Raw genomic sequence first — 19,184 nt, forward strand, 5'->3', positions numbered from 1 at the left:
CAAGCTTGCTAAAGAATCATATCGTCATCCAAAAGCGGGTTTTCATACGGAAACTGTAGATAGGATGCTTCTTGGATGGCATTTTTCCAGCGTTCAGCATGACTGTAGAGCTGATCTTCGACTTCCTTGATTCTTTGCTGAAGCTCACCTGTGTGCTCGCCATCCGAGCCGCGCTGCAGCTCTTGCTGCAAGGTTGTCCGTTCCTCAAACCATTGTGTCAATTGATATAAGAGCATCGGGATTACCACCATTTCTCAGAGCATAAGGTTGTAGCTGCTAGTCTTGCCCGGCGTTGCCCATTACATACCAAAAAGCCAAACTCGTTTCATTTGCTTTTGCTTACGTGGTATATTGTAAGTTAAATGATCTGACCGGAAGGTAAGCGATCGCAATAGGAGGTCTTTTTTCATGCAAAAAAAGCCAGACAAGGGTCAAAAACCCCAAAAAACGTATAGTCAAAAACCAACTTTTAAACAGAAATCAAGCTCGAGCCCGAGCATGCCAAGGGTCACGCCAGAGAATACGCGTCAATATACGGTGAAAGAGCCGATGGAGCTTTTGCCTTTTTTAATTGAGAAGTTGTCGAGTCTGGGACGAAATGCGGTAAAAGCGGTCCTCGCGCGCGGACAAGTTGCTGTCAACGGGAAAGCTGTGACGGCCTACAACCATCCACTGCTGCCGGATCAAGTCGTCACCATTAACAAGGATAAAGTCGTAGAAGATATTCCTTTGGCGGGTATGATCATTCTGCATGAGGACGAAGATGTCATCGTCATTCAAAAAGATGCGGGACTTCTGTCGATCGCAGCCAATGCGGAAAAAAATGAAATAACAGCCTATCGGCAGCTCACTGCGCACGTACGCAACCATGATCCCAAAGCACGGATTTTCGTCGTTCATCGCCTGGACCGGGACACTTCCGGTGTCATGATGTTTGCCAAAAATGAGAAATCCCAACAGCATCTGCAAAACACTTGGCAGGAAAGTGTCAAAGAGCGCACCTATGTCGCTTTAGTTGAAGGCATGGTGCGGAAGCCCGAAGGAACGATCTCGTCCTGGCTCAAAGAGAATCCGAAATCGCTAAAAATGTTTTCTACCCCCTACCCCAATGACGGTCAGCATGCCGTAACGCATTACAAAACATTGCAATCTAACAAAGGTTTTTCTCTGTTAGAGGTCAATCTGGAGACGGGCCGTAAGAACCAGATCCGCGTCCATATGCAGGATATCGGTCATCCCGTGGTTGGCGACAAGAAATACGGCTCAAAAACGAAGGAGATCGGCCGGCTTGGCCTGCATGCGCGTGTGCTTGCGTTTGTGCATCCGACGACAGGTCAGCTTCTGCGCTACGAAACGAGTATTCCTAAGTTGTTTATGAATCCTTTCCGGGAAGTGCCTGGGAAGAAGTAAGGCTGACAGCAGAAAGGAGACAGGGACAGATGAAAATCGTTGTACTTGATGGATATACGCTCAATCCTGGCGATCTGAATTGGGATGAGCTGCGAGCGCTCGGTGAGGTTGTTTTGTATGACCGGACGGCGGAGTCTCAAATCGTTGAACGTTCCTTGGAAGCGGAAATTGTGCTCACGAATAAGACACCTTTGTCGGCCGAAAGCATCGAGCAGCTCCCTCATCTCCGTTACATTGGCGTACTCGCGACCGGGTACAATATCGTTGATACGCAGACAGCTAGGGAAAAGGGCATTGTGGTTACGAATGTTCCGGCTTACAGCACGCATTCCGTCGCTCAGTTGGTTTTTGCTTTGCTTTTGGAATTCTGCCATCGCACCCAGCAGCATAGCGACAGCGTGCTGAACGGGGACTGGGCGGCCTCGATCGATTTCAGCTACACCCGCTCCCCTCTGGTGGAGCTATCCGGGAAAACGATGGGACTTGTCGGCCTCGGACAAATCGGCAGGCAAACAGCCCTCATTGCCCAAGCTATGGGCATGAACGTCATCGCTTCAGGCAGCGGCAAGCGTGTGCCGGAGCCTATCGCGGGCATCGAATGGGTGCAGCTGGATGAGCTTCTGCAGCGGGCTGATGTTGTCAGCCTGCATTGCCCTCTGACGCCAGAGACGAACCAACTGATCAAAGCGCAGCGGATCGCGCTGATGAAGCCGACGGCGATTCTGCTCAACACGGCCAGAGGCGGGCTTCTGCATGAAGCGGATGTCGCGCAAGCGCTGAATGAAGGCCGATTGGCCGGTGCGGGTCTGGATGTTCTGACCGTTGAGCCGCCGAAACCGGACAATCCATTGCTGCATGCGCGCAATGTGATCATCACGCCGCATATTGCTTGGGCAACGCAGGAAGCGCGCACACGATTGATGGGCATTGCGGTTAGCAATGTTCGTGCTTATGCGGCTGGCTCGCCTGTGAATGTAATTAGGTAACCCTTTCGTTGACTTTGGGTAGACACAACTAAGGATAGGAGCCTCCAAAGACTTCTATTCCTACAAATGAGCTGTTTTTGGCGCGGATAAGAGCTTCTAGGGGCTCTTATTTGTCTGTGTGGGGGAGTTTGGGCGGATTTGAGTGACGATAGGAGTCTCCAAAGACTTCTATTCCTACAAATAAGCTGTTTTTGGCACGGATAAGAGCTTCTAGGGGCTCTTATTTGTCTGTGTGGGGGGGGGGTTGGAGTTGGATTGGGGTTGGGTTGGTGGGTTGGTGGCGATTATAAGAAAAACCTAGCCTGCGGCTAGGTCTTCAAGTCCAAGCATCTTCGCAAGCCTCCTTACGAACTCAATAACCTTTATTCGGCCAAAATCGCTCATTCTGAAAATCTAATGAATACCAGATGCGCTATTTCAAGCAATTGATAACAATTTGGCCAATAAAGTACAGGGTAACACCAATCCAGTTCATTAAATCTCCAAAGTAGCCATTTTCTCGTCTTTAAGCCATCCTACAGTTCATTAGACCCCACTCAAGACGGAAAACCTCTAAGCAAAAAGGCCTGCGGTGGATGTCATCTAAAAAGGTAGAACCCCTTAAATCCACCCAAAAACTTATCCTATTATCTCAAAAAAGAGGCTGCTTCCAAGGTTTTCAACCTTGGGAGACAGCCTCTTTTCCATTTATTTCAACAAAGCCGCATAATCCAGCTGCGGCACGAGCCCTGTTTGGGCTGCGCGCTCCAGCAAGGTCAAGACGGCGCCATAGCCGCTTTCACCCAGATCAGCGGTGAACTCATTAACGTACAGGTCGATGTGCTGCTGCGCGACCTGCGGGTCCATCTCTTGCGCGTGCTGCATGACATAGTCGCGCGAAGCTTCCGGATGCGCCCACGCGTACTGCACCGATGCGCGAGCCCAGCCGGCAAGCGCCTCAAGATCCATCGAGCGCCGCGCAATGATGGCGCCGAGCGGGATTGGCAGGCCGGTGTCGCTTTCCCACCAGCTGCCCAGATCCGTGAGAAGCGCTAACCCGTACGACGGGTAAGTGAAGCGCGCTTCATGAATGACAAGGCCGGCATCGATGTGGCCGTCCCGCACCGCGGGCATGATCTCGTGGAACGGCATGACCACGATATCACCCACGCCGCCGGGGACATTTTGTTCCGCCCAGAGGCGGAACAGCAGGTACGCGGTCGAGCGCTCGCTCGGCACCGCGACCCGGCGACCGCTCAGCGCGGCCGGGTCTGCGGCTGCGCCGTCACTGCTCGGCTGCGTCAGCACGAGCGGGCCGCAGCCTCTGCCCAAAGCGCCGCCGCAAGGCAGCAGCGCGTAATCATTCAGCACCCAGGGGAGCGCTGCATACGAGATTTTCAAGACATCGGGGCCAACGCCTTCGGCTGCCAACCGATTGGTAATATCGATGTCCGCATATTGGACATCAAGCTCAGGCGCACCCGGAATTAATCCGTGCGCCCACGCGTGGAAGACAAATGTATCATTGGGACAGGGTGAATACGCAATTTTCATCTTAAAGCACCTCCGCTAGGACTGAACTTGCTGCTTCTAAAGCTTTAAAGGCATCCCCGATGCGCCAGGCATCGCGGTCGCGTGGACCAATCGCGTTCGAGATCGCGCGAATCTCCAGTACCGGCACGCCGCGCTGCTCGGCGGCCGTGGCGATGCCGAAGCCTTCCATGGCTTCGGCGGCCGCCCCAGGCACGCGCGCGGCAAGCGCCGCCGCGGTCGCCGCCGTGCCGGTGGCCGTCGCGACGGTGAGCACCGGCCCCGCTTGCGCGGACAATCCGGCGGCTTGCAGCGCCGCCGTCACTCGCTCGGCCAATGCGGCGTCAACGCTAACGCGTGTTGAGCCGAAGCCGAGCTCGTCCAAGCTGCTGAAGCCATCCAGCAGCTCTACCCCCAGATCGGCGGCAATAATTTCGTTGGCAACTACCAACGAGCCGATCTCCGCCTTTCCTACAAATCCGCCAGCAATACCGGCAATAATAACCAAATCATATTCAGCTTTTGCAAGCTCCAAAGCTCCGTTAACCGCCGCCGCAGCAATTCCCACGCCAGCCAAGGCAAATTCAAAGCGGCTATCATGGCCCAGACCACGCTGGACAGCGTCTCTTTCAGGCGCAACCGCCGTCATTACAAGTATACGCTTCATTAGGCTTATCCCCTTTGTATAGAAAGAAATCTCCTCTTTATTTTACATGACTGCGTTTGACAATTCCAACTAATTTGATTACTATCTAATTAGATATAATTCTAATTAGTTGAGGTGACCAAACATGCAGTTGGATAAAATCATCACCTACCACAAAGCGCTGGCTGACCCGACACGAATCCGAATACTCATTCTGCTGGCTGAAGGTGAAAGCAATGGCCAAGTCCTTGCCGAGAAATTGGGCATCACGCCTGCGACCATCACACATCACGCTGCCAAACTTAGGGAAGCCAGTCTTATTTATGAGCGCAGAGACAAGAATACGATTTATTTCGCATTGAATGAGTACTTTATACGCAGCCATGCCACCGCGACCATCGATCTCATCTATAAAAACAAGAAAGGGGGAACGGACCCCATGGACGATCAAGAGGCTAAGAGCAACGTTCAGCAATCCATCATTCGCAATTTCTTCACCCAAGATGGTAAACTCAAACATATCCCTGCTCAGCTCAAAAAAAAGCTAATTGTCCTGAAGCATCTGATCGAGCAATTGGAGAAAGGACGCAGCTATACGGAAAAAGAGCTGAATGTTTGGATCGAGCAGTTTCATCCCGATTTCGCCACGATCCGCCGAGAGTTCATCATGCATCAGTTCATGTTTCGGGAAAATAACATTTATGAATTGAACCCCGCTGAAATGTGGACGAAATGGGAAACCTTATCTTAAAAGTCGTTGCCTGTGATTCGCCACATTTCATCATTATGCTAAGTATGATATAGTTACTTGTAGAGATACATTTTACAAAAAGGCAGGTGAAACTGCAGATGAGACCTCTTTTCCATCCTGCTCGGGGCGATCTTGAATTAGCAACTATTCTACATGCGCTCAGTGATGACAATCGTTTGAGAGTCATTAAACGTCTCCATGAACACGGCGAGTTGTATTGCGGCGCTATCGAAATAGATATTCCCAAGTCCACGCTATCCCATCATCTGAAGGTTTTACGTGAATCCGGGTTGATCCATACGCGTATGGAAGGCACCCTTCGTTATACCTCATTGCGCCGCGATGATCTGCAAGCCAGATTTCCCGGTCTGCTGGATACCATCTTACCGCTAGTCAGCACATCATAGCTTCCTGTTCCATGGTTGACCATGGCGATGGGAAGCTTTTTTTCAAATATACAGGGCAAATATCCATACGCTCTCCGCATCTGTAACATATCCTAATTTTGTGAAGGGAGGGATTGACATGAGTTGTGGTTGCGGACCATCTGTACCTTACACTGGCACATCTGTAGTCCTCGTTTTATACATCCTCTTGGTTATCGTTCTTAGTACTTTCGGATTTGGTTGGTAATTGGAAAATAGCGGCTGGGACGATGTTTTCCGTTCTGGTCGCTTACTTTTGGGATACCTTTTAAGCTATAATCGTAATAGTTCACTAATCAGTCAATGATACATACCTATCCAGGATGGAGCGAGGAATTGTGGCAACTCCGAATTTGACCATTGTGGTCCCTTGTTATAATGAAGAAGAAGTACTTCCCGAAACGGTATTCCGACTCAGCGCTGTGCTGGATGCTCTAATTGCGGACAACCTGATTGCAGGCACGAGCACGATGTTGTTGGTCGATGACGGCAGCAAGGATGCGACCTGGGCGCTGATTGAAAGCTTCCACGCTGCTAATTCCTTCGTTACCGGTCTTAAACTAGCCAAAAATGCCGGTCATCAAAGCGCCCTGCTGGCCGGGTTGATGAAAGCCAAAGCCTATTCGGATTGTGTGGTCTCCATCGATGCCGATTTGCAAGATGACACAGATGCCATTCGCGAGTTCGTTGTCAAATTCCACGAAGGCTTCGATATTGTCTATGGGGTTAGGCAAGACCGTTCGGCGGACACCTTCTTCAAACGAGCCACTGCACAAGGCTTTTATAAGCTGATGACCGCGCTTGGTGTGAAAATCCATTATAATCATGCGGATTTCCGCTTAATGAGCAAACGTACGCTCGACAATTTAGAGAAATTTCAAGAGGTTAATTTATTTCTTCGCGGCATGGTGCCGCTGCTCGGCTTCCCTTCCACCCAAGTTTATTATGATCGCAAGGAACGTTTCGCCGGAGAATCCAAATATCCGCTGCGCAAAATGCTCGCTTTCGCCTTCGACGGCATTACCTCTTTCAGTGTGACACCGATTCGATTCGTTACTTTGATGGGCTTTCTCCTGTTCATCCTCAGTGTATTTGCCGGGATCTATGCCGTTGTAGGCAAAATGGTCGGTGCCAATGTGACGGGTTGGACTTCTCTCATTGTATCCGTCTGGTTTATTGGCGGTGTGCAGCTGCTGGCTCTAGGCTTAATCGGCGAGTATATCGGGAAAATCTACAAAGAAGTGAAGCAGCGTCCACTGTTCGTCATCGAAAAAGATTTGACAGAGCAGGCATCGAACGCTGCACAGACCTCTTTGCTCCAAGACAGCAGCCCTGCCGTACAAACCGCTTCAGGTCGGAGATACGGACCATGAATCGCTTCAAGGCTCATCTTTCCAGCAGCTTTGCCCGCTTCCTGATCGTCGGTGTGTTCAATACACTCGTCGGCCTATCCGCCAGTTTCCTGTTCTTCAATCTGCTTCACCTGAATTATTGGCTCTCTACGTTCGCCGGAAATACGATTGGAGCGATCGTTAGTTACACCTTGAATCGAACCTTTACGTTTCGTTCCAAGGCCAGCGTCGGCAGCAGCTGGTGGAAATTCGCTATCGTTATTCTCAGCTGCTATGGCCTTTCGTATGGCGCGAGTTATCTGCTGGCTGAGGCCACCGGACATCTCTTTCCTGTCATTAGCGCTGAATGGCGGCATAATGCTGCTATTCTCGTCGGCAACGGACTGTATACGATTGGTAATTACATCGGGCATAAATATTTTACATTTCGCACTAATGAGACGAACGTGCGCGGGGTATCCTAATCGCCAAGAGGTGATGCTACGATGGCACGCAGAAGAAGTCACAGAGCCATGGTACCTGGTTCCGAGCATGGACTCGGACTGCTTAAAGCTCAGGTCATGAAAAATCAAGGTTACAATGTCAATATGGAACGTCCTGATTTGGTTAAATATGAAGTAGCCCGAACGCTTGGCGTTCCGCTGCAGCAAGGCTACAACGGTCAACTAAGCTCCGAAGATGCCGGCAAGGTCGGAGGTCCCATCGGCGGAGCAATGGTGCGTGAACTCGTGCGCATGGCTCAGCAGCAGCTCTCCCAGCAGCGTCCCCCTCAAGGGTAAGCTAGCCGAGAATGCCATAATCCGCCGAAGGTTTACATAGACTAATAGCAAGCTGCTTGCAGCGCTACTTTCTATGTAAAAAAGTCAGGTGATGATGGCCGATGAACCCCCCAGGCAACCGTTCACAGGGGCCCGATTGGAAAGGGCTGTCGGCGCAAGCCGGCGACGTGCTAGGCCCTGAATTCTGGCAGGACATTGCCAGTATCATCCCGCTTACCGGGCCACGAATCGATATGTATGAAACACCCCAGGAGCTTGTCGTTGTGGCAGAAGTTCCTGGTTTGTCTTCCCCTGAGCAAATTCAGCTTTCTTTTCGTGAACAATCGCTTCATATGCGGGGAAACCTCGCAAGACCTTATCAAGTGACCGATCAGCAGATGCGGCTCTCGGAGCGTTTCTTCGGCGTCTTCGAGAGAGCGATTCGTTTACCAGGCAGAGCCTTAACCGAACAAATGCGGGCACACTATCAGAATGGTTTACTCATTGTTCGCATCCCGCTTTCTCCCCCTGACGGTGAGAAAGTCATCCCTATTCAGTTCACATAACGTTCGGCAGCGTAAGCCTTGCAGGTGATCTTCTTCCACTGCTTGTCTGATCTGCTGAGCGTTATTTGTTTTCAGAAAGAGAAATGAATCTCCCTTTGTCCCCATATAATGAAGAAGAGATCAGTAAGGAAATGGGAGATGGAGGGGATTATCATGGTACGTATTCAATTCCAATCGATACATATCGATGCCATCGCGGAGACATCCAGCGTGAACAAGGGGACCAATCGGATCATCGGCAGGCGTCATTCTGTCAAAGTCAACCAAGGGCTCGGGGAAGTAGCAGGCGAACACAATGTGATTCTCGGCGGCAAGCATGTTGTTCAGGACAGTGATAGGTTTGATATGAAACATCCGACACCGAAGAGCTAATTGCCATCATGTGGTTTCAAAAGAAAAAGGTGCCTCCGCCTCCGCCGCTGCATTCACCTGCAAAACCTAAACCAGAATCGTCTTTGAACCCGACCCCAACCGATCAAACGCCGCCTAATGTTCAACAATTAGAAAAACGTCTGAAACAATTGGAAGAGGATCTTGCTAAACTAGTCACCAAGCATCCGCAGATTCATATCGATGTACTGCATGTTCATCAGCCTGTCTTGGAGAATTTGACGTTCCGCTTAGATCATCTAGACATTAAGGAGCTTAGCGGCTCCTTGAATTTAGGCAATAATTTCGGCGCCAAGCCCACGGAGAAAAAAGGCCCCTTGGATGAGGCCTTTCAGCGTGCGCAGGTAACCAAAGACGGTGATAGCGGAGCTGTTAAAGACACCACTTCGCCTCCTCCAGAGCCCGAACGTACCGCAACAGGTTATCGGTATACGCCACAATTCAAAAAATAAAGAGGTGATCCATCCATGTCCTCATTCATGTCACCGTCATTCATCATCGGTTCGATCCGTATCGGATCGGTCGAAAGTGCGTCCTGCATCAATATGGGCAACAATTGGCCGACGGATTTCCAAAGCAACCAGAAGACTGTGCAAGGGTTCGGCGCCGTTGAAGGCGACAATAATCAGTTAGTCGGCACACGTTCCATGCTGAACGATTCCGATTTCATGGATATGCTCAATATCGGTGACAATGAGACACCGGATTGGCTACAAGAGATGATTGTCAATCAAGCTCAGACCTCCGGCTTCACCACGTCCTCTGCCGCGTCAGAGACTGAACCTGCTGTGACAAATGCTCCGCAAACTGCTGATTAGGCAGCTGCGGAGCATTCTTTTACACACGTCCAATAATGAAATCTCCCTTGGTATACGGCGCATCAATAATATCATTATCATACACCGTATTCACATTGTTGATCACATAGTTGTTTTCCCCGCTTACTTCTCCCATTCCGCTGTTCGCTTTGCTGCTTGTTGTCCAAAGAATTTGCATATTCGTCCCAACGAAAATGCCGGAAGCATCTCCAATTGTAATCACATGAATAGAGTCGAATTGAATGACTGGCGGGTCCTGTGGACCTTGCAGATTCATGATCGCGTTCCCCCACTCTTTCATCAGACTTGGTTCGCCACAGTTGGTTTAAAGTCCTGATCATTAATCGGGGCATCGATAAAGTCATTATCAAACAGGAAATTCACGATATTAACGGAGATCGTATTGCCGATAAACTCGCCAGTACCATAATTGTTCTTACTATGCGAATCCCAGCTGGACTGTACATTCTCACCGATCCCGATGGTGGCATTCGTATTCTGGTTGTTAATGTTAATCATGTTAAAAACGATGGAACTCGGCACGCCGCTCACTCCTGTCCACGGATAGCTTACAATTGTGACTTGTATGTTAGCCTATTCACAGAGTGCCCGCTTGGTGACAGCGGCGTTCCAAGTGAAGAAGAAGGGCGATTTTACTGGTGTGGGGAGCTTAAAAGAGCCTTTGGGAGCTTCTATTGGTGCGAAATGGGGGTTTTGCGGCGGGATACGAGTCTCCAGAGGTTCCTGCTTAGCGGGTGTGAGGTTGCGTCTTGGTTTAAAATACACTTTCATTGGATATTTCCAATGAATTCTGCTACATCTTGATCTAAAACTCACTTTCATTGGATAAATCCAATGAAAATCTTAAAATCAGCCCTTACAGGGCGATTCTGAGCTAAACCATTGGATAAATCCAGTCCGAGGTGGAGTTCGGCCCCTTTAGGGGCTGTTTCATTGGAAATATCCAGTGACTATAGAAAACACTGGCTAGTTTTTTGGTGCTTGGTGCCACAGAGTGGAAGGTTGCGAGTTGAGTAGTAGTGGTGGGCCTGGATATAGTTGGTGATGCAGTCAGGCGCAGCCGTGGCGTCCCAAGTGAAGAAGAAGCGCGATTCTACTGGTTTGGGGGCAATAAGAGCCTTTAGGAGCTTCTATTGGTGCGATAAGGTGGCTTTTCGGCGGGATAGAAGTCTCCAGGGACTCTTATTGGCAATCGGAGGGGCGATTCTACCGGTGCGAGGAGCGAATAAGAGCCTTTGGGAGCTTCTATTGATGCGAATAGAGGGTTTTTCGGCGGGATAGGAGTCTCCAGGGACTCTTATTGGCAATTGGAAGGGCGATTCTACTGGCACGAGAGCGTATAAGCTTGGCTGATATCCAAGCGAGTTAACATAAAAAAGATCCTTTCCCCAGCGGGAAAGGATCTTTCTTCTTCCTTCGCAAATCTTAGAACCAGATTCCTGGGCCGCCGAAACCGCCGCCAAATCCACCAAATGGGCCAAACCCACCACCGAAACCGCCACCAAATCCTCCGCCAAACCCTCCGCCAAACCCACCATGTGCAAAAGGTGATGTGCCAATCGCTAAGAGGTCAAACAGGACCAAGGGGATGACCGCTTTAACTTGAACCTTTTTGCCATTCTGAGGAGCGACGATCAACGTGTTGCCGCTGATACGCACCAATTTACCTGTTACGCTGGATCCGTCTTTCTTCACAGCAACAATATGTTTGCCTACCAATTTACGAACGTCTTCCTTACGAATTTTGGACGCCATGAACGTCCACCTCCTTCAGCCACCAGGGATACATTGCTCTATAGTGTACGACTGGATAGGTGAGTTCGCTTGGATAGCTGTCCACTTCTAGCAATAAATACGCAGTAGCCCAATAAAAAAACCGCATTTCCAACCCCCAACAGGCTGAAAAACGGCTTCTTCATTTGCATAACAGCACCACTAAGCTTTACGGATATTCCCAAGCTCTGTCGTAATCGCATCAATCTCACTGATGCTGAATCTATCTTTACTCGCGACCATGTTGTACAGATCCCTCAGATCCTCATAAACCTCTTCCTTCACGTTGGAGGCTTTGATCGATCCGCCTGTCGCCATGCGCAGCTTCTTCTTAATTTCTTCAAACATAAATTCCACGTTCTCTTCCGACCATGTACTCAAATCCATCTGTTAGTGTCATCCTTCCTTGCTTCTCTTGTCATTATTCTAAAGCACCAGCCCAGGAATGTAAAATACAACATTGTCTCCGCCTTTGAAAATAGTAAGAAAAACGGCTTCGCCGCCCTGATAGATCCGTCTCTTCTTAGCAGCAAAACCTAGTAAGGGAACTAGGGGACGCTAATTAGGCAAAAAGTAGGCATGCGAGGGTCATAGCGGAACTACAGGGTCTTATTTCCATAAAAAGTATTGAAAATTCCCATGAAACAGCAAATTAGCATACTGTAGTTCCCTCAACCTCCAGATAATGACACTTTCGGTTAGAATAGGGCACCATAGTTCCCTTACGTCCCCGCGAGGCAGCTGGAGCAGCTCCGCTTTCACTCCAAAACATATAAACTCTTATATAGCAAAAAAAGAGAGACTCTCGTCTCCCTTCACGCTTCGATTAGATTGCATTTGTAATCGGCAAATGAGGACCCACCATTTTAACAATCGGACGCTGCTGCTCATGAGAATCAAAATCCAGGCTCACACAGATCAGACGGATGTGCTCTTCTGCCAGTCTTCTTGCTTCTTCATAGGTTTGTTTGAATTGAATACAATAGGAGATAAGGCCGTGCATAGACATAAACAAGTTCCACGGAAGTGTAAACTTCCTATTTTCATAAGCGGGTTGATCTGCGATGACTTGTCTAATCACAATAGCAAACATTTCTAAACACTGTGCTTGCTCGGTACGAGAATAATGTGTTAATTCCGGTTCGTTCAGCATGAACATCATTTCGTAATGATTCGGGTTGCTCAAACCAAACCAAACGAATTCCATCATCAGCTTTTGAAGCAGGTTCACGCTAAACCCATGCTCACGAACGATCATTTCGCGCTGACGCTGCATCAGTAAGGAAAAGTCATCTTTAATTAACGCATAAAATAGTTCAGCTTTCTCACTAAAATGGTAATATAACGCCCCGTGACTGTACCCCATTGCTTTTGCGATGCTGCGCATCGTTAAAGCACGATAGCCAAAAGTAGCGAATAAATCCCGCGCCTCGGTAAGTATTCGTTCTCTGCTAAGCTCTTGCGCGACTGCTTTCCTAGCCATTCTTCTATCCCTCCGCATCCTTAGCTTATGAAATTAGGTGAAACTGTCCCATCTCGAACCCGCCTATTCAGGCAGGTTCTTATGAACGATATACGCGTTCTCTCCAGCTGTTATAACGCCTTGACCTTGTGTAATGTCTGTTGCCCAGTTGATAAATGTCTCCGCTGCCGCTGCCAGTGGATAGCAAGCTACAGTTACTTTATCCGTAAACTGAATGTCTCCTAGGAGCATCCCCTGATTTCTTAGCTCATTCTCGATTTTGCCATACCACGTATAATCAACCTCGATAAGCACCTTCTGATGGTTCACTTTATATATGGGCTGTGCAGCCTCAATGCCTACCACGGCTCCATCCGTATAAGCCCGGATAAGTCCGCCCGCGCCAAGCATGATGCCGCCATAATAACGGGTAACTACGACAACGATGTTCTTGAGCCCTTGATGCTTAATCACTTCCAGAATCGGCTTGCCTGCGGTGCCGCTCGGCTCCCCATCATCAGATTGCTTCTGAATCTGGTCTCTCTCACCGATAACATAAGCGCTGCAGTTGTGTGTAGCCGCTTTGTGTTCTTTTTTGATCGCTTCAATAAATTGGGTAGCTTCTTCTTCTGACTCAACCGGCCTCGCATGGCCGATGAAACGCGACTTCTTGATGATGATTTCCGACGATCCGTACGATTGGATAGTTTTGAAATGTGCTAGCATAGCCGACCTTTCTTGGTAGAAGGAAACATCTGTTTCACTATATTCTACACACAACCCTAGACTTCGACAATATAGAAAGAAAATTTACCACATAAATAATGGGAATAATGGAACGAAAAAACGACCTATCCGATAGGATTGATCGTTTTTTTACATTCGTTCATTTTCATTGTTGCAAACGTGCTTCCAATTCCGCTTTTTCCTTCTCATAACCCGGTTTTCCTAAGAGGGCAAACATGTTCTTTTTGTAAGCTTCAACACCTGGTTGGTCAAAAGGATTCACACCCATCAAGTAACCGCTGATGCCGCATGCTTTTTCAAAGAAATAAACCATATAACCGAAGGAGTAAGGTGTCATGTCCGGCAAAGTCACGATCAGGTTCGGAACGTGTCCGTCTGTGTGTGCCAGCATTGTGCCTTGGAACGCTTTTTTGTTCACGAAATCCATCGTTTTCCCGCTCAGGAAGTTAAGCCCGTCCAGATCGTCCGCATCCGTACCAATGGTGATATGGTCTGCAACTTGATCCACTTGGATGACCGTTTCGAACAGAATCCGGTTGCCATCCTGCACGAATTGGCCCATGGAGTGAAGATCCGTGGAGAAATCAACAGACGCAGGGTAAATCCCTTTGTAATCTTTTCCTTCGCTTTCCCCGAACAACTGCTTCCACCATTCCGATACGAAATGCAAGGACGGCTCATAGTTCACGAGGATTTCAATCGTTTTGCCTTTGCGATACAGGGAGTTGCGAACGGCCGCATATTGGTACGCTTGGTTCTCGCTTAATTTGGGATTGGAGAATTCTTGCTGTGCATCTACCGCGCCTTTCATAATGGCTTCCACATCAATGCCCGCTGTCGCAATTGGCAGCAAACCAACAGCCGTAAGTACGGAATAACGTCCGCCTACATCATCCGGGATGACGAAAGTCTCGTAACCTTCAGCGTTGGCAAGTGTTTTGAGCGCGCCTTTTTCTTGATCAGTAGTTGCGTAGATCCGCTTGCGTGCCGCTTCTTTGCCATATTTTTTCTCCAGAAGCTCACGGAAAATACGGAAAGCAATCGCTGGCTCCGTCGTCGTACCGGATTTGGAAATGACGTTGACGGAGAAATCCTTCCCTTCCAACAATTGAAGCAAGTGCGTCACATACGTAGAGCTGATATTATTCCCTACAAAATAAATCTCAGGCGTTTTACGTTTATCTTTTGGCAAAATGTTATAGAAAGAATGGGACAACATCTCCAGCGCTGCGCGGGCTCCCAAATAGGAACCGCCAATGCCAATTACCACGAGTGCCTCGGAATCGGACTGAATTTGCTTGGCAGAAGCTTGAATGCGTGCAAACTCTTCACGGTTATAGTTCTCAGGAAGATCCACCCAACCTAGATAATCGGATCCTGCACCTGTTTTGTTATGTAGCTGTTCGTGGGCTAATTCCACTTGGGCTGACAAGTAATCAACCTCATGCTGGGATAGAAAAGATAATGCCTTGCTGTAATCGAACTGTAGTTTTTTGCTCACTATGCTCGCCTCCACCTCTATATTTTTCCTTTTCCTAGCATACTTATTTGCCTGTACAAATGCAAGTAAAGAAGGCATTCACAGGTTCTATTTCGCATGATAAAATGAACCTAGAGGTGAATGATCATGAAACGTATCGGCTTTATTGGACTTGGCACAATGGGTAAACCCATGGCTGCTAACCTTATTCAAAAGGGTTTTAACGTAACGGTCTATAATCGTACTGCTGAAAAAGCGGACGAGCTTGCTCGTCTTGGCGCTGAAGTCGCTCAGACCCCCGCTCAAGCTGCTCGCAGTTCGGATGTTTTGATTACAATGCTTAGCAATGACGCTTCACTCCTGGAGATTTTCTACAGTGAGCAGGGCATTCTGAGTGGTATTCATCCCGCTCTCACGATTATTGACTCCAGCACCGTGTCCCCACAAACAAGTCAAAAGCTGGCGGAAGAATTATCAGCACATTTCGTTGATTTCCTCGACGCGCCTGTCACCGGCACCAAACCTGCCGCTGAAGCTGGTACGCTTACGTTCATGGTCGGCGGCAACCAAGAAGTGTTCGACGAGCAGCAAGACGTGTTCTCGGCTCTTGGCAGCAAAGCCCTATACCTCGGGCCTAGCGGCTCGGGTTCGAATGCCAAACTTGCCCACAACACGATGGTGGGTATTAACTTAGCCGGTTTAGCCGAAGGCTTATCCATAGCAACCAAAGCAGGCATTAACCCTGCTCAATTCTTAGAGATTGTGCGCTCCGGCGGAGCGCACAGCAAGCAAGTCGAACTGAAAGCCGATAAAATTATCGATCGCGATTTCAGCAATCAATTCTCCCTGAAGCTGATGCTGAAGGATCTTTTGCTCGCGCAGGAACTTACCAACAAGTTCCAGCTGCCTTCGCCGATGTTGAATTCGGCAACAACCTTGTTTCAGATGGGCCTGAGCAAAGGCCTTGGCGAAGAAGATTTGAGCGCCGTCATCCAGTGCTATGAGGACTGGATGGGTGTGAAGGTCACGAGATCAAGCGAAGCTGTTGTCGAGGCTGCTTCCGCTGCGGAGAAGCAGGCTTCGCCGCTTTCCGGCCGCGAACGTCGCCGGAACACCCGCGTGAAACTGGACATCAGCCTGAAGCTGTCCATCTACCAGTGGGAGCAGGAAGGCTCCTTCTCCGGCCAGAACATCGACGGCACGCTTTATGACTTGTCGGAAAGCGGCCTGCAAATCACCTCGGCGGCACCGCTTGCGCCGGACATGTTCATCGTCATCCACTTCCCGCAGGAAGCGGAACTCCCGCCAATCACGGCTCGCGTGATTCGCATCGAAACGCATGGCAGCAATTTCCGCTATGGCTGCATGCTTTCCGCTCTGCCGCCTTATGTGCGGATCAAGCTGGAGCAGTATATTGAGGATCATATCGAGTATGCTTTGTAAATGAATAGCATGAACGTGCGTGAAGAACATGCCGTCTTTCCCTTAGGGAGAGGCGGCATTTTTTATTTTTACTCTGCTTAGGGTTACAAGGAGGAGTACCGGATGAATTTTTATCAAGCGCATGAAATCTTTGTTCAGCATCATAAGGTGCGACGTTCGGGTGAGCGTCTGCGCCGATTGCAAGAAGGGCATGGTTATGCGGAAAAGTTATTCATGCAGCACATCTGGTGGCCGGTTGTTGGGCATTTTCGCTATCTGAATCCGGAATATGAAGTAAGGGACTTTCAAGACAACACGCGGTTTGTTGACTTTGTTTATCTGCGGCCGCCCCATCGGATCTGTATCGAGATTGATGGGTTCGGCCCCCATGCCCGAGATATTGACCGAACTCGCTTCGGCGATAACCTGATGCGGCAGAACCAGTTGATGCTGGATAATTGGAAGGTTTTTCGCTTTTCCGTTGACGATATTACAGGACATCAACGGCGCTGTCAGCAGGTTACTTGGAACATGATGGGACGATGGTATGGCGATGATTGCGGTCGCGAGATGTGGTCGCTCACCAATCGAGAGAAAGAGATCACTCGGCTGGCTGCTAGCGCCGTCGACCCGCTTAATCCGCAAGCCGTGGCGGCACATCTAGGCATCCGCGTGGAACATGCACGCAAATGGCTTCGCAGCTTGCATGGGAAAGGAATTATCAAGCCTGCTAGCGGCGTACAGCGGGTTAGGTCTTATGTGCTCGCCCCCTCGGGGCGGGAATGGTCGGAATTTTGATTGGAGTTGGCGCGGGGTGGTGGTGAGTCGTAGGCCGTTGGTGGCGCTGGCTGGTTGGTTGGTTGCTGAGAATAGCAGTCTTTGGAGACTTCTATGTGGGGAAAAATACGGTTTGAAGAGAGAATAGAAGCCTCTGGGGACTTCTATATATTAGAATACTGGCTGAATCTAGGGAATCCGAGCCAATAAGAGTCTTTTACGTCTTCTATTCACCTCTAATGAAGAGAATTCGCACAAATAAGAGCCCCTGAAGGCTCTTATTTGTGTTTCCTTTACGCTTCCAGTTGGCCCGAAGCCTTACGAAGTTCATCCGCTAGTCGATGGAATTCTTCCCTAGCTTCTACATCCTCTGTGCTCATCCAAGCGGCCGATAGAAAATGAATAATCTTGTTCGCATCATCCGCGCTCATCATATATTCCCCCTTTTCCTCCAACTGATCAAAACGAGCGAGATCACTTCCTTCTATGATTTGAATAAGCTTGTCCGCATACTTGGGATCTGTCGCGTATCCTGCACGCTGTAATTCCTTGCTTGCAATTTGGTAATTGCGTTCATTCAAAACATTCTTGTAGCGTAGATTCTGCGAAAGCAAAAGCGAATGATCGCGTATGCTATCCGCCCAGCACTCGTACACCCTAAAACCATCAACAATTCGCACCCACTTGCCATTAATGAACTCCTGCGTCGCTTGCTGCTGCCCGCTCCCTTTGATGCCAAACAAATTATTTCCAGGAGCCGAGCGCCCCCAGCCGCTTTCCAAAATCGCCTGCGCGATCGTCACACTCGCCAAAATCCCATACGCCAGCATATCCGCTTGCGCCGCAGGCGCCACTTGATCAATAAAACTTTCCTTGCTCATAGCCCCTCCCCTTTGCTGCGTAGTATTTGAATCATCTGTTTAAGAAAGTTCGGCAGCGGAAGGCCCAACCGCCCATAATTCTCCGTAATGGAAATCAACTCATTGGCTAAATAAAAATAAATCGCCGCCGTCATCATCAGCTCCGTATCAAACAGCAGATCCATCCGATGCGCCAGCATAATGACCAGCAGCATCAACCCTTTGCGCGCGAGTCCCCAAAAGCCGACCTGGCTATTCAGTCCGCGTTGTTCCTTCATCGAAGCAGCCATCCCCGTCAAATAATCAACGAGAATCGCCATCAGAAACAGGGCCATCAACTCATTCCAACCGCCGAATGCGTACGTTAACATCGTCCCAAACACGGCTGAAATCATATTAAAATTGATTTGATTCATGTGTAGTTGCTCCTTTCTTTATTAGGTGGAGAAAGGCCACCGAGATTGTAGGTTCTGGGTAGCCTTTCGCAAATAATTACCATGTAATTGATGAGATTTCTTCTTCAGTTTGTGCTTCTGAAAGTGCTGTTTTTAGCTCCCAGTACTTGCTGATGTTGACGTTTTTGTGGGCTAGCCCATCAGCGTTGAGGGTTTTGAATTGTTCGAATGAGTGTGGCTGTGGCATGCCGGAGGCTTTCCACAGGATGGGTTCGGTCGCTATGCCAGCGGCGATTGCGTTTAGCGTGCTGTTGAGATTTGTTTGGGCTTCGTAGTCATAGTCGTAGGTGTGTTCGCTGCCGAGAGCTTTTGACTTGAATCCGCTTAGGATTGTTGTGTTGCATTTGGAGTTGAGTTCTTCAGTCTTTGATTGCTTCGAATGTGACAAAACTTGCTCCGGAGTTGGCTGCATCGCTTCCCATGCGGATTGGAGTTGCTCGGGAGTTGGCTCGGGAGATTCTAGGTTCCATTTTGCGATGTATGGGCCGTTTCCGTCTGAGTCGTCTTGGACGATGAAGTCGGCTAGGGGATTGGCTTGTGGGTGTAGATGCATGATTGCTTGTGGTATGTTCATGG

At 49.2% G+C, this 19,184-nt stretch carries 26 protein-coding genes; 13 read left to right on the forward strand and 13 right to left on the reverse strand.

Features of this window, described 5'->3' with window-relative positions:
• Nucleotides 1-8: 8 nt before the first annotated feature.
• Entirely contained in the window at nucleotides 9-236 is a 228-nt protein-coding gene (locus IEY34_RS07230) for a hypothetical protein (protein WP_189009758.1), read from the reverse strand.
• A gap of 172 nt (nucleotides 237-408) precedes the next feature.
• On the opposite strand from IEY34_RS07230, the gene IEY34_RS07235 reads away from it, so the two are divergent.
• A complete protein-coding gene (locus tag IEY34_RS07235) occupies nucleotides 409-1,410 on the forward strand; it encodes an RluA family pseudouridine synthase (RefSeq protein ID WP_189009760.1) in 1,002 nt (333 codons plus the stop codon).
• A gap of 29 nt (nucleotides 1,411-1,439) precedes the next feature.
• Nucleotides 1,440-2,396: a D-2-hydroxyacid dehydrogenase gene (locus tag IEY34_RS07240; protein ID WP_189009762.1), complete on the forward strand. Its 957-nt coding sequence runs from the start codon at nucleotides 1,440-1,442 to the stop codon at nucleotides 2,394-2,396.
• 687 nt (nucleotides 2,397-3,083) lie between these two features.
• On the opposite strand, the gene IEY34_RS07245 is transcribed toward IEY34_RS07240, so the two are convergent.
• Both IEY34_RS07245 and IEY34_RS07250 read right to left on the reverse strand, forming a co-directional pair.
• Nucleotides 3,084-3,929: a 1,4-dihydroxy-6-naphtoate synthase gene (locus IEY34_RS07245; RefSeq protein WP_189009764.1), complete on the reverse strand. Its 846-nt coding sequence runs from the start codon at nucleotides 3,927-3,929 to the stop codon at nucleotides 3,084-3,086.
• Between the two features lies 1 nt (nucleotide 3,930).
• Entirely contained in the window at nucleotides 3,931-4,572 is a 642-nt protein-coding gene (locus tag IEY34_RS07250; RefSeq protein ID WP_189009766.1) for a futalosine hydrolase, read from the reverse strand.
• 124 nt (nucleotides 4,573-4,696) lie between these two features.
• Here IEY34_RS07250 and IEY34_RS07255 point away from each other — a divergent pair, with 124 nt between their 5' ends.
• The 9 genes from IEY34_RS07255 (at nucleotide 4,697) to IEY34_RS07295 (ending at nucleotide 9,611) form a co-directional block, all read left to right on the forward strand.
• Nucleotides 4,697-5,302, forward strand: a complete 606-nt coding sequence (locus tag IEY34_RS07255) for a DUF2087 domain-containing protein (protein ID WP_189009768.1) — start codon at nucleotides 4,697-4,699, stop codon at nucleotides 5,300-5,302.
• A 98-nt stretch (nucleotides 5,303-5,400) separates the two neighbouring features.
• Entirely contained in the window at nucleotides 5,401-5,709 is a 309-nt protein-coding gene (locus tag IEY34_RS07260) for an ArsR/SmtB family transcription factor (RefSeq protein ID WP_189009771.1), read from the forward strand.
• A 356-nt stretch (nucleotides 5,710-6,065) separates the two neighbouring features.
• Nucleotides 6,066-7,100: a glycosyltransferase family 2 protein gene (locus IEY34_RS07265; protein ID WP_229757507.1), complete on the forward strand. Its 1,035-nt coding sequence runs from the start codon at nucleotides 6,066-6,068 to the stop codon at nucleotides 7,098-7,100.
• On the forward strand, nucleotides 7,097-7,543 hold the full coding sequence (locus IEY34_RS07270; protein WP_189009775.1) for a GtrA family protein: 447 nt from the start codon (nucleotides 7,097-7,099) through the stop codon (nucleotides 7,541-7,543). Before IEY34_RS07265 ends, IEY34_RS07270 begins: the two co-directional genes overlap by 4 nt.
• A 21-nt stretch (nucleotides 7,544-7,564) precedes the next feature.
• Nucleotides 7,565-7,858 (forward strand): alpha/beta-type small acid-soluble spore protein, encoded by a 294-nt coding sequence (locus tag IEY34_RS07275; RefSeq protein ID WP_189009777.1) that lies wholly within the window; start codon nucleotides 7,565-7,567, stop codon nucleotides 7,856-7,858.
• 101 nt (nucleotides 7,859-7,959) lie between these two features.
• Nucleotides 7,960-8,403, forward strand: coding sequence for an Hsp20/alpha crystallin family protein (locus IEY34_RS07280; RefSeq protein WP_189009779.1), 444 nt, complete (start codon nucleotides 7,960-7,962; stop codon nucleotides 8,401-8,403).
• Nucleotides 8,404-8,556: 153 nt separating this feature from the next.
• Nucleotides 8,557-8,775 carry a hypothetical protein gene (locus IEY34_RS07285; RefSeq protein WP_189009781.1) on the forward strand — a complete coding sequence of 73 codons (219 nt, stop codon included), beginning with the start codon at nucleotides 8,557-8,559 and terminating at the stop codon, nucleotides 8,773-8,775.
• Nucleotides 8,776-8,783: 8 nt separating this feature from the next.
• A complete protein-coding gene (locus IEY34_RS07290) occupies nucleotides 8,784-9,245 on the forward strand; it encodes a hypothetical protein (RefSeq protein WP_189009783.1) in 462 nt (153 codons plus the stop codon).
• Nucleotides 9,246-9,260: 15 nt separating this feature from the next.
• Complete coding sequence (locus tag IEY34_RS07295; RefSeq protein WP_189009785.1) at nucleotides 9,261-9,611, forward strand: hypothetical protein; 351 nt, start codon at nucleotides 9,261-9,263, stop codon at nucleotides 9,609-9,611.
• A 19-nt stretch (nucleotides 9,612-9,630) separates the two neighbouring features.
• On the opposite strand, the gene IEY34_RS07300 is transcribed toward IEY34_RS07295, so the two are convergent.
• The 7 genes from IEY34_RS07300 to IEY34_RS07330 all read right to left on the reverse strand — a co-directional run bounded on the left by IEY34_RS07300 (nucleotide 9,631) and on the right by IEY34_RS07330 (nucleotide 15,115).
• Nucleotides 9,631-9,888, reverse strand: coding sequence for a hypothetical protein (locus IEY34_RS07300; protein ID WP_189009786.1), 258 nt, complete (start codon nucleotides 9,886-9,888; stop codon nucleotides 9,631-9,633).
• A gap of 23 nt (nucleotides 9,889-9,911) precedes the next feature.
• Complete coding sequence (locus IEY34_RS07305; RefSeq protein WP_189009798.1) at nucleotides 9,912-10,154, reverse strand: spore germination protein; 243 nt, start codon at nucleotides 10,152-10,154, stop codon at nucleotides 9,912-9,914.
• 903 nt (nucleotides 10,155-11,057) lie between these two features.
• Nucleotides 11,058-11,387 (reverse strand): 50S ribosomal protein L33, encoded by a 330-nt coding sequence (locus IEY34_RS07310; RefSeq protein ID WP_189009800.1) that lies wholly within the window; start codon nucleotides 11,385-11,387, stop codon nucleotides 11,058-11,060.
• A 180-nt stretch (nucleotides 11,388-11,567) separates the two neighbouring features.
• The gene (locus tag IEY34_RS07315) at nucleotides 11,568-11,792 is read right to left on the reverse strand and encodes a DUF1128 domain-containing protein (protein WP_189009802.1); all 225 of its coding nucleotides are present in this window, start codon (nucleotides 11,790-11,792) and stop codon (nucleotides 11,568-11,570) included.
• A 439-nt stretch (nucleotides 11,793-12,231) separates the two neighbouring features.
• Nucleotides 12,232-12,888: a TetR/AcrR family transcriptional regulator gene (locus IEY34_RS07320; protein ID WP_189009804.1), complete on the reverse strand. Its 657-nt coding sequence runs from the start codon at nucleotides 12,886-12,888 to the stop codon at nucleotides 12,232-12,234.
• Between the two features lie 63 nt (nucleotides 12,889-12,951).
• A complete protein-coding gene (locus IEY34_RS07325) occupies nucleotides 12,952-13,593 on the reverse strand; it encodes a YigZ family protein (RefSeq protein WP_189009806.1) in 642 nt (213 codons plus the stop codon).
• 166 nt (nucleotides 13,594-13,759) lie between these two features.
• The gene (locus tag IEY34_RS07330; protein ID WP_189009808.1) at nucleotides 13,760-15,115 is read right to left on the reverse strand and encodes a glucose-6-phosphate isomerase; all 1,356 of its coding nucleotides are present in this window, start codon (nucleotides 15,113-15,115) and stop codon (nucleotides 13,760-13,762) included.
• Between the two features lie 126 nt (nucleotides 15,116-15,241).
• On the opposite strand from IEY34_RS07330, the gene IEY34_RS07335 reads away from it, so the two are divergent.
• Nucleotides 15,242-16,537 (forward strand): NAD(P)-binding domain-containing protein, encoded by a 1,296-nt coding sequence (locus IEY34_RS07335; RefSeq protein WP_189009810.1) that lies wholly within the window; start codon nucleotides 15,242-15,244, stop codon nucleotides 16,535-16,537.
• Nucleotides 16,538-16,639: 102 nt separating this feature from the next.
• Nucleotides 16,640-17,314: a DNA-binding response regulator gene (locus IEY34_RS07340; protein WP_189009812.1), complete on the forward strand. Its 675-nt coding sequence runs from the start codon at nucleotides 16,640-16,642 to the stop codon at nucleotides 17,312-17,314.
• Nucleotides 17,315-17,586: 272 nt separating this feature from the next.
• Here IEY34_RS07340 and IEY34_RS07345 read toward each other — a convergent pair whose 3' ends face one another.
• From IEY34_RS07345 to IEY34_RS07355, 3 genes are all read right to left on the reverse strand, one after another.
• Entirely contained in the window at nucleotides 17,587-18,174 is a 588-nt protein-coding gene (locus IEY34_RS07345; protein ID WP_189009814.1) for a glycoside hydrolase family 73 protein, read from the reverse strand.
• A complete protein-coding gene (locus IEY34_RS07350) occupies nucleotides 18,171-18,569 on the reverse strand; it encodes a phage holin family protein (RefSeq protein WP_189009816.1) in 399 nt (132 codons plus the stop codon). The genes IEY34_RS07345 and IEY34_RS07350 overlap by 4 nt, the downstream gene beginning before the upstream one ends.
• A gap of 76 nt (nucleotides 18,570-18,645) precedes the next feature.
• Nucleotides 18,646-19,182, reverse strand: a complete 537-nt coding sequence (locus tag IEY34_RS07355) for an XkdW family protein (protein WP_189009818.1) — start codon at nucleotides 19,180-19,182, stop codon at nucleotides 18,646-18,648.
• Between the last annotated feature and the right edge of the window lie 2 nt (nucleotides 19,183-19,184).

The organism is Paenibacillus marchantiophytorum, from assembly GCF_014640555.1.
In the GTDB taxonomy this organism is placed as follows: Bacteria; Bacillota; Bacilli; order Paenibacillales; family NBRC-103111; genus Paenibacillus_E; species Paenibacillus_E marchantiophytorum.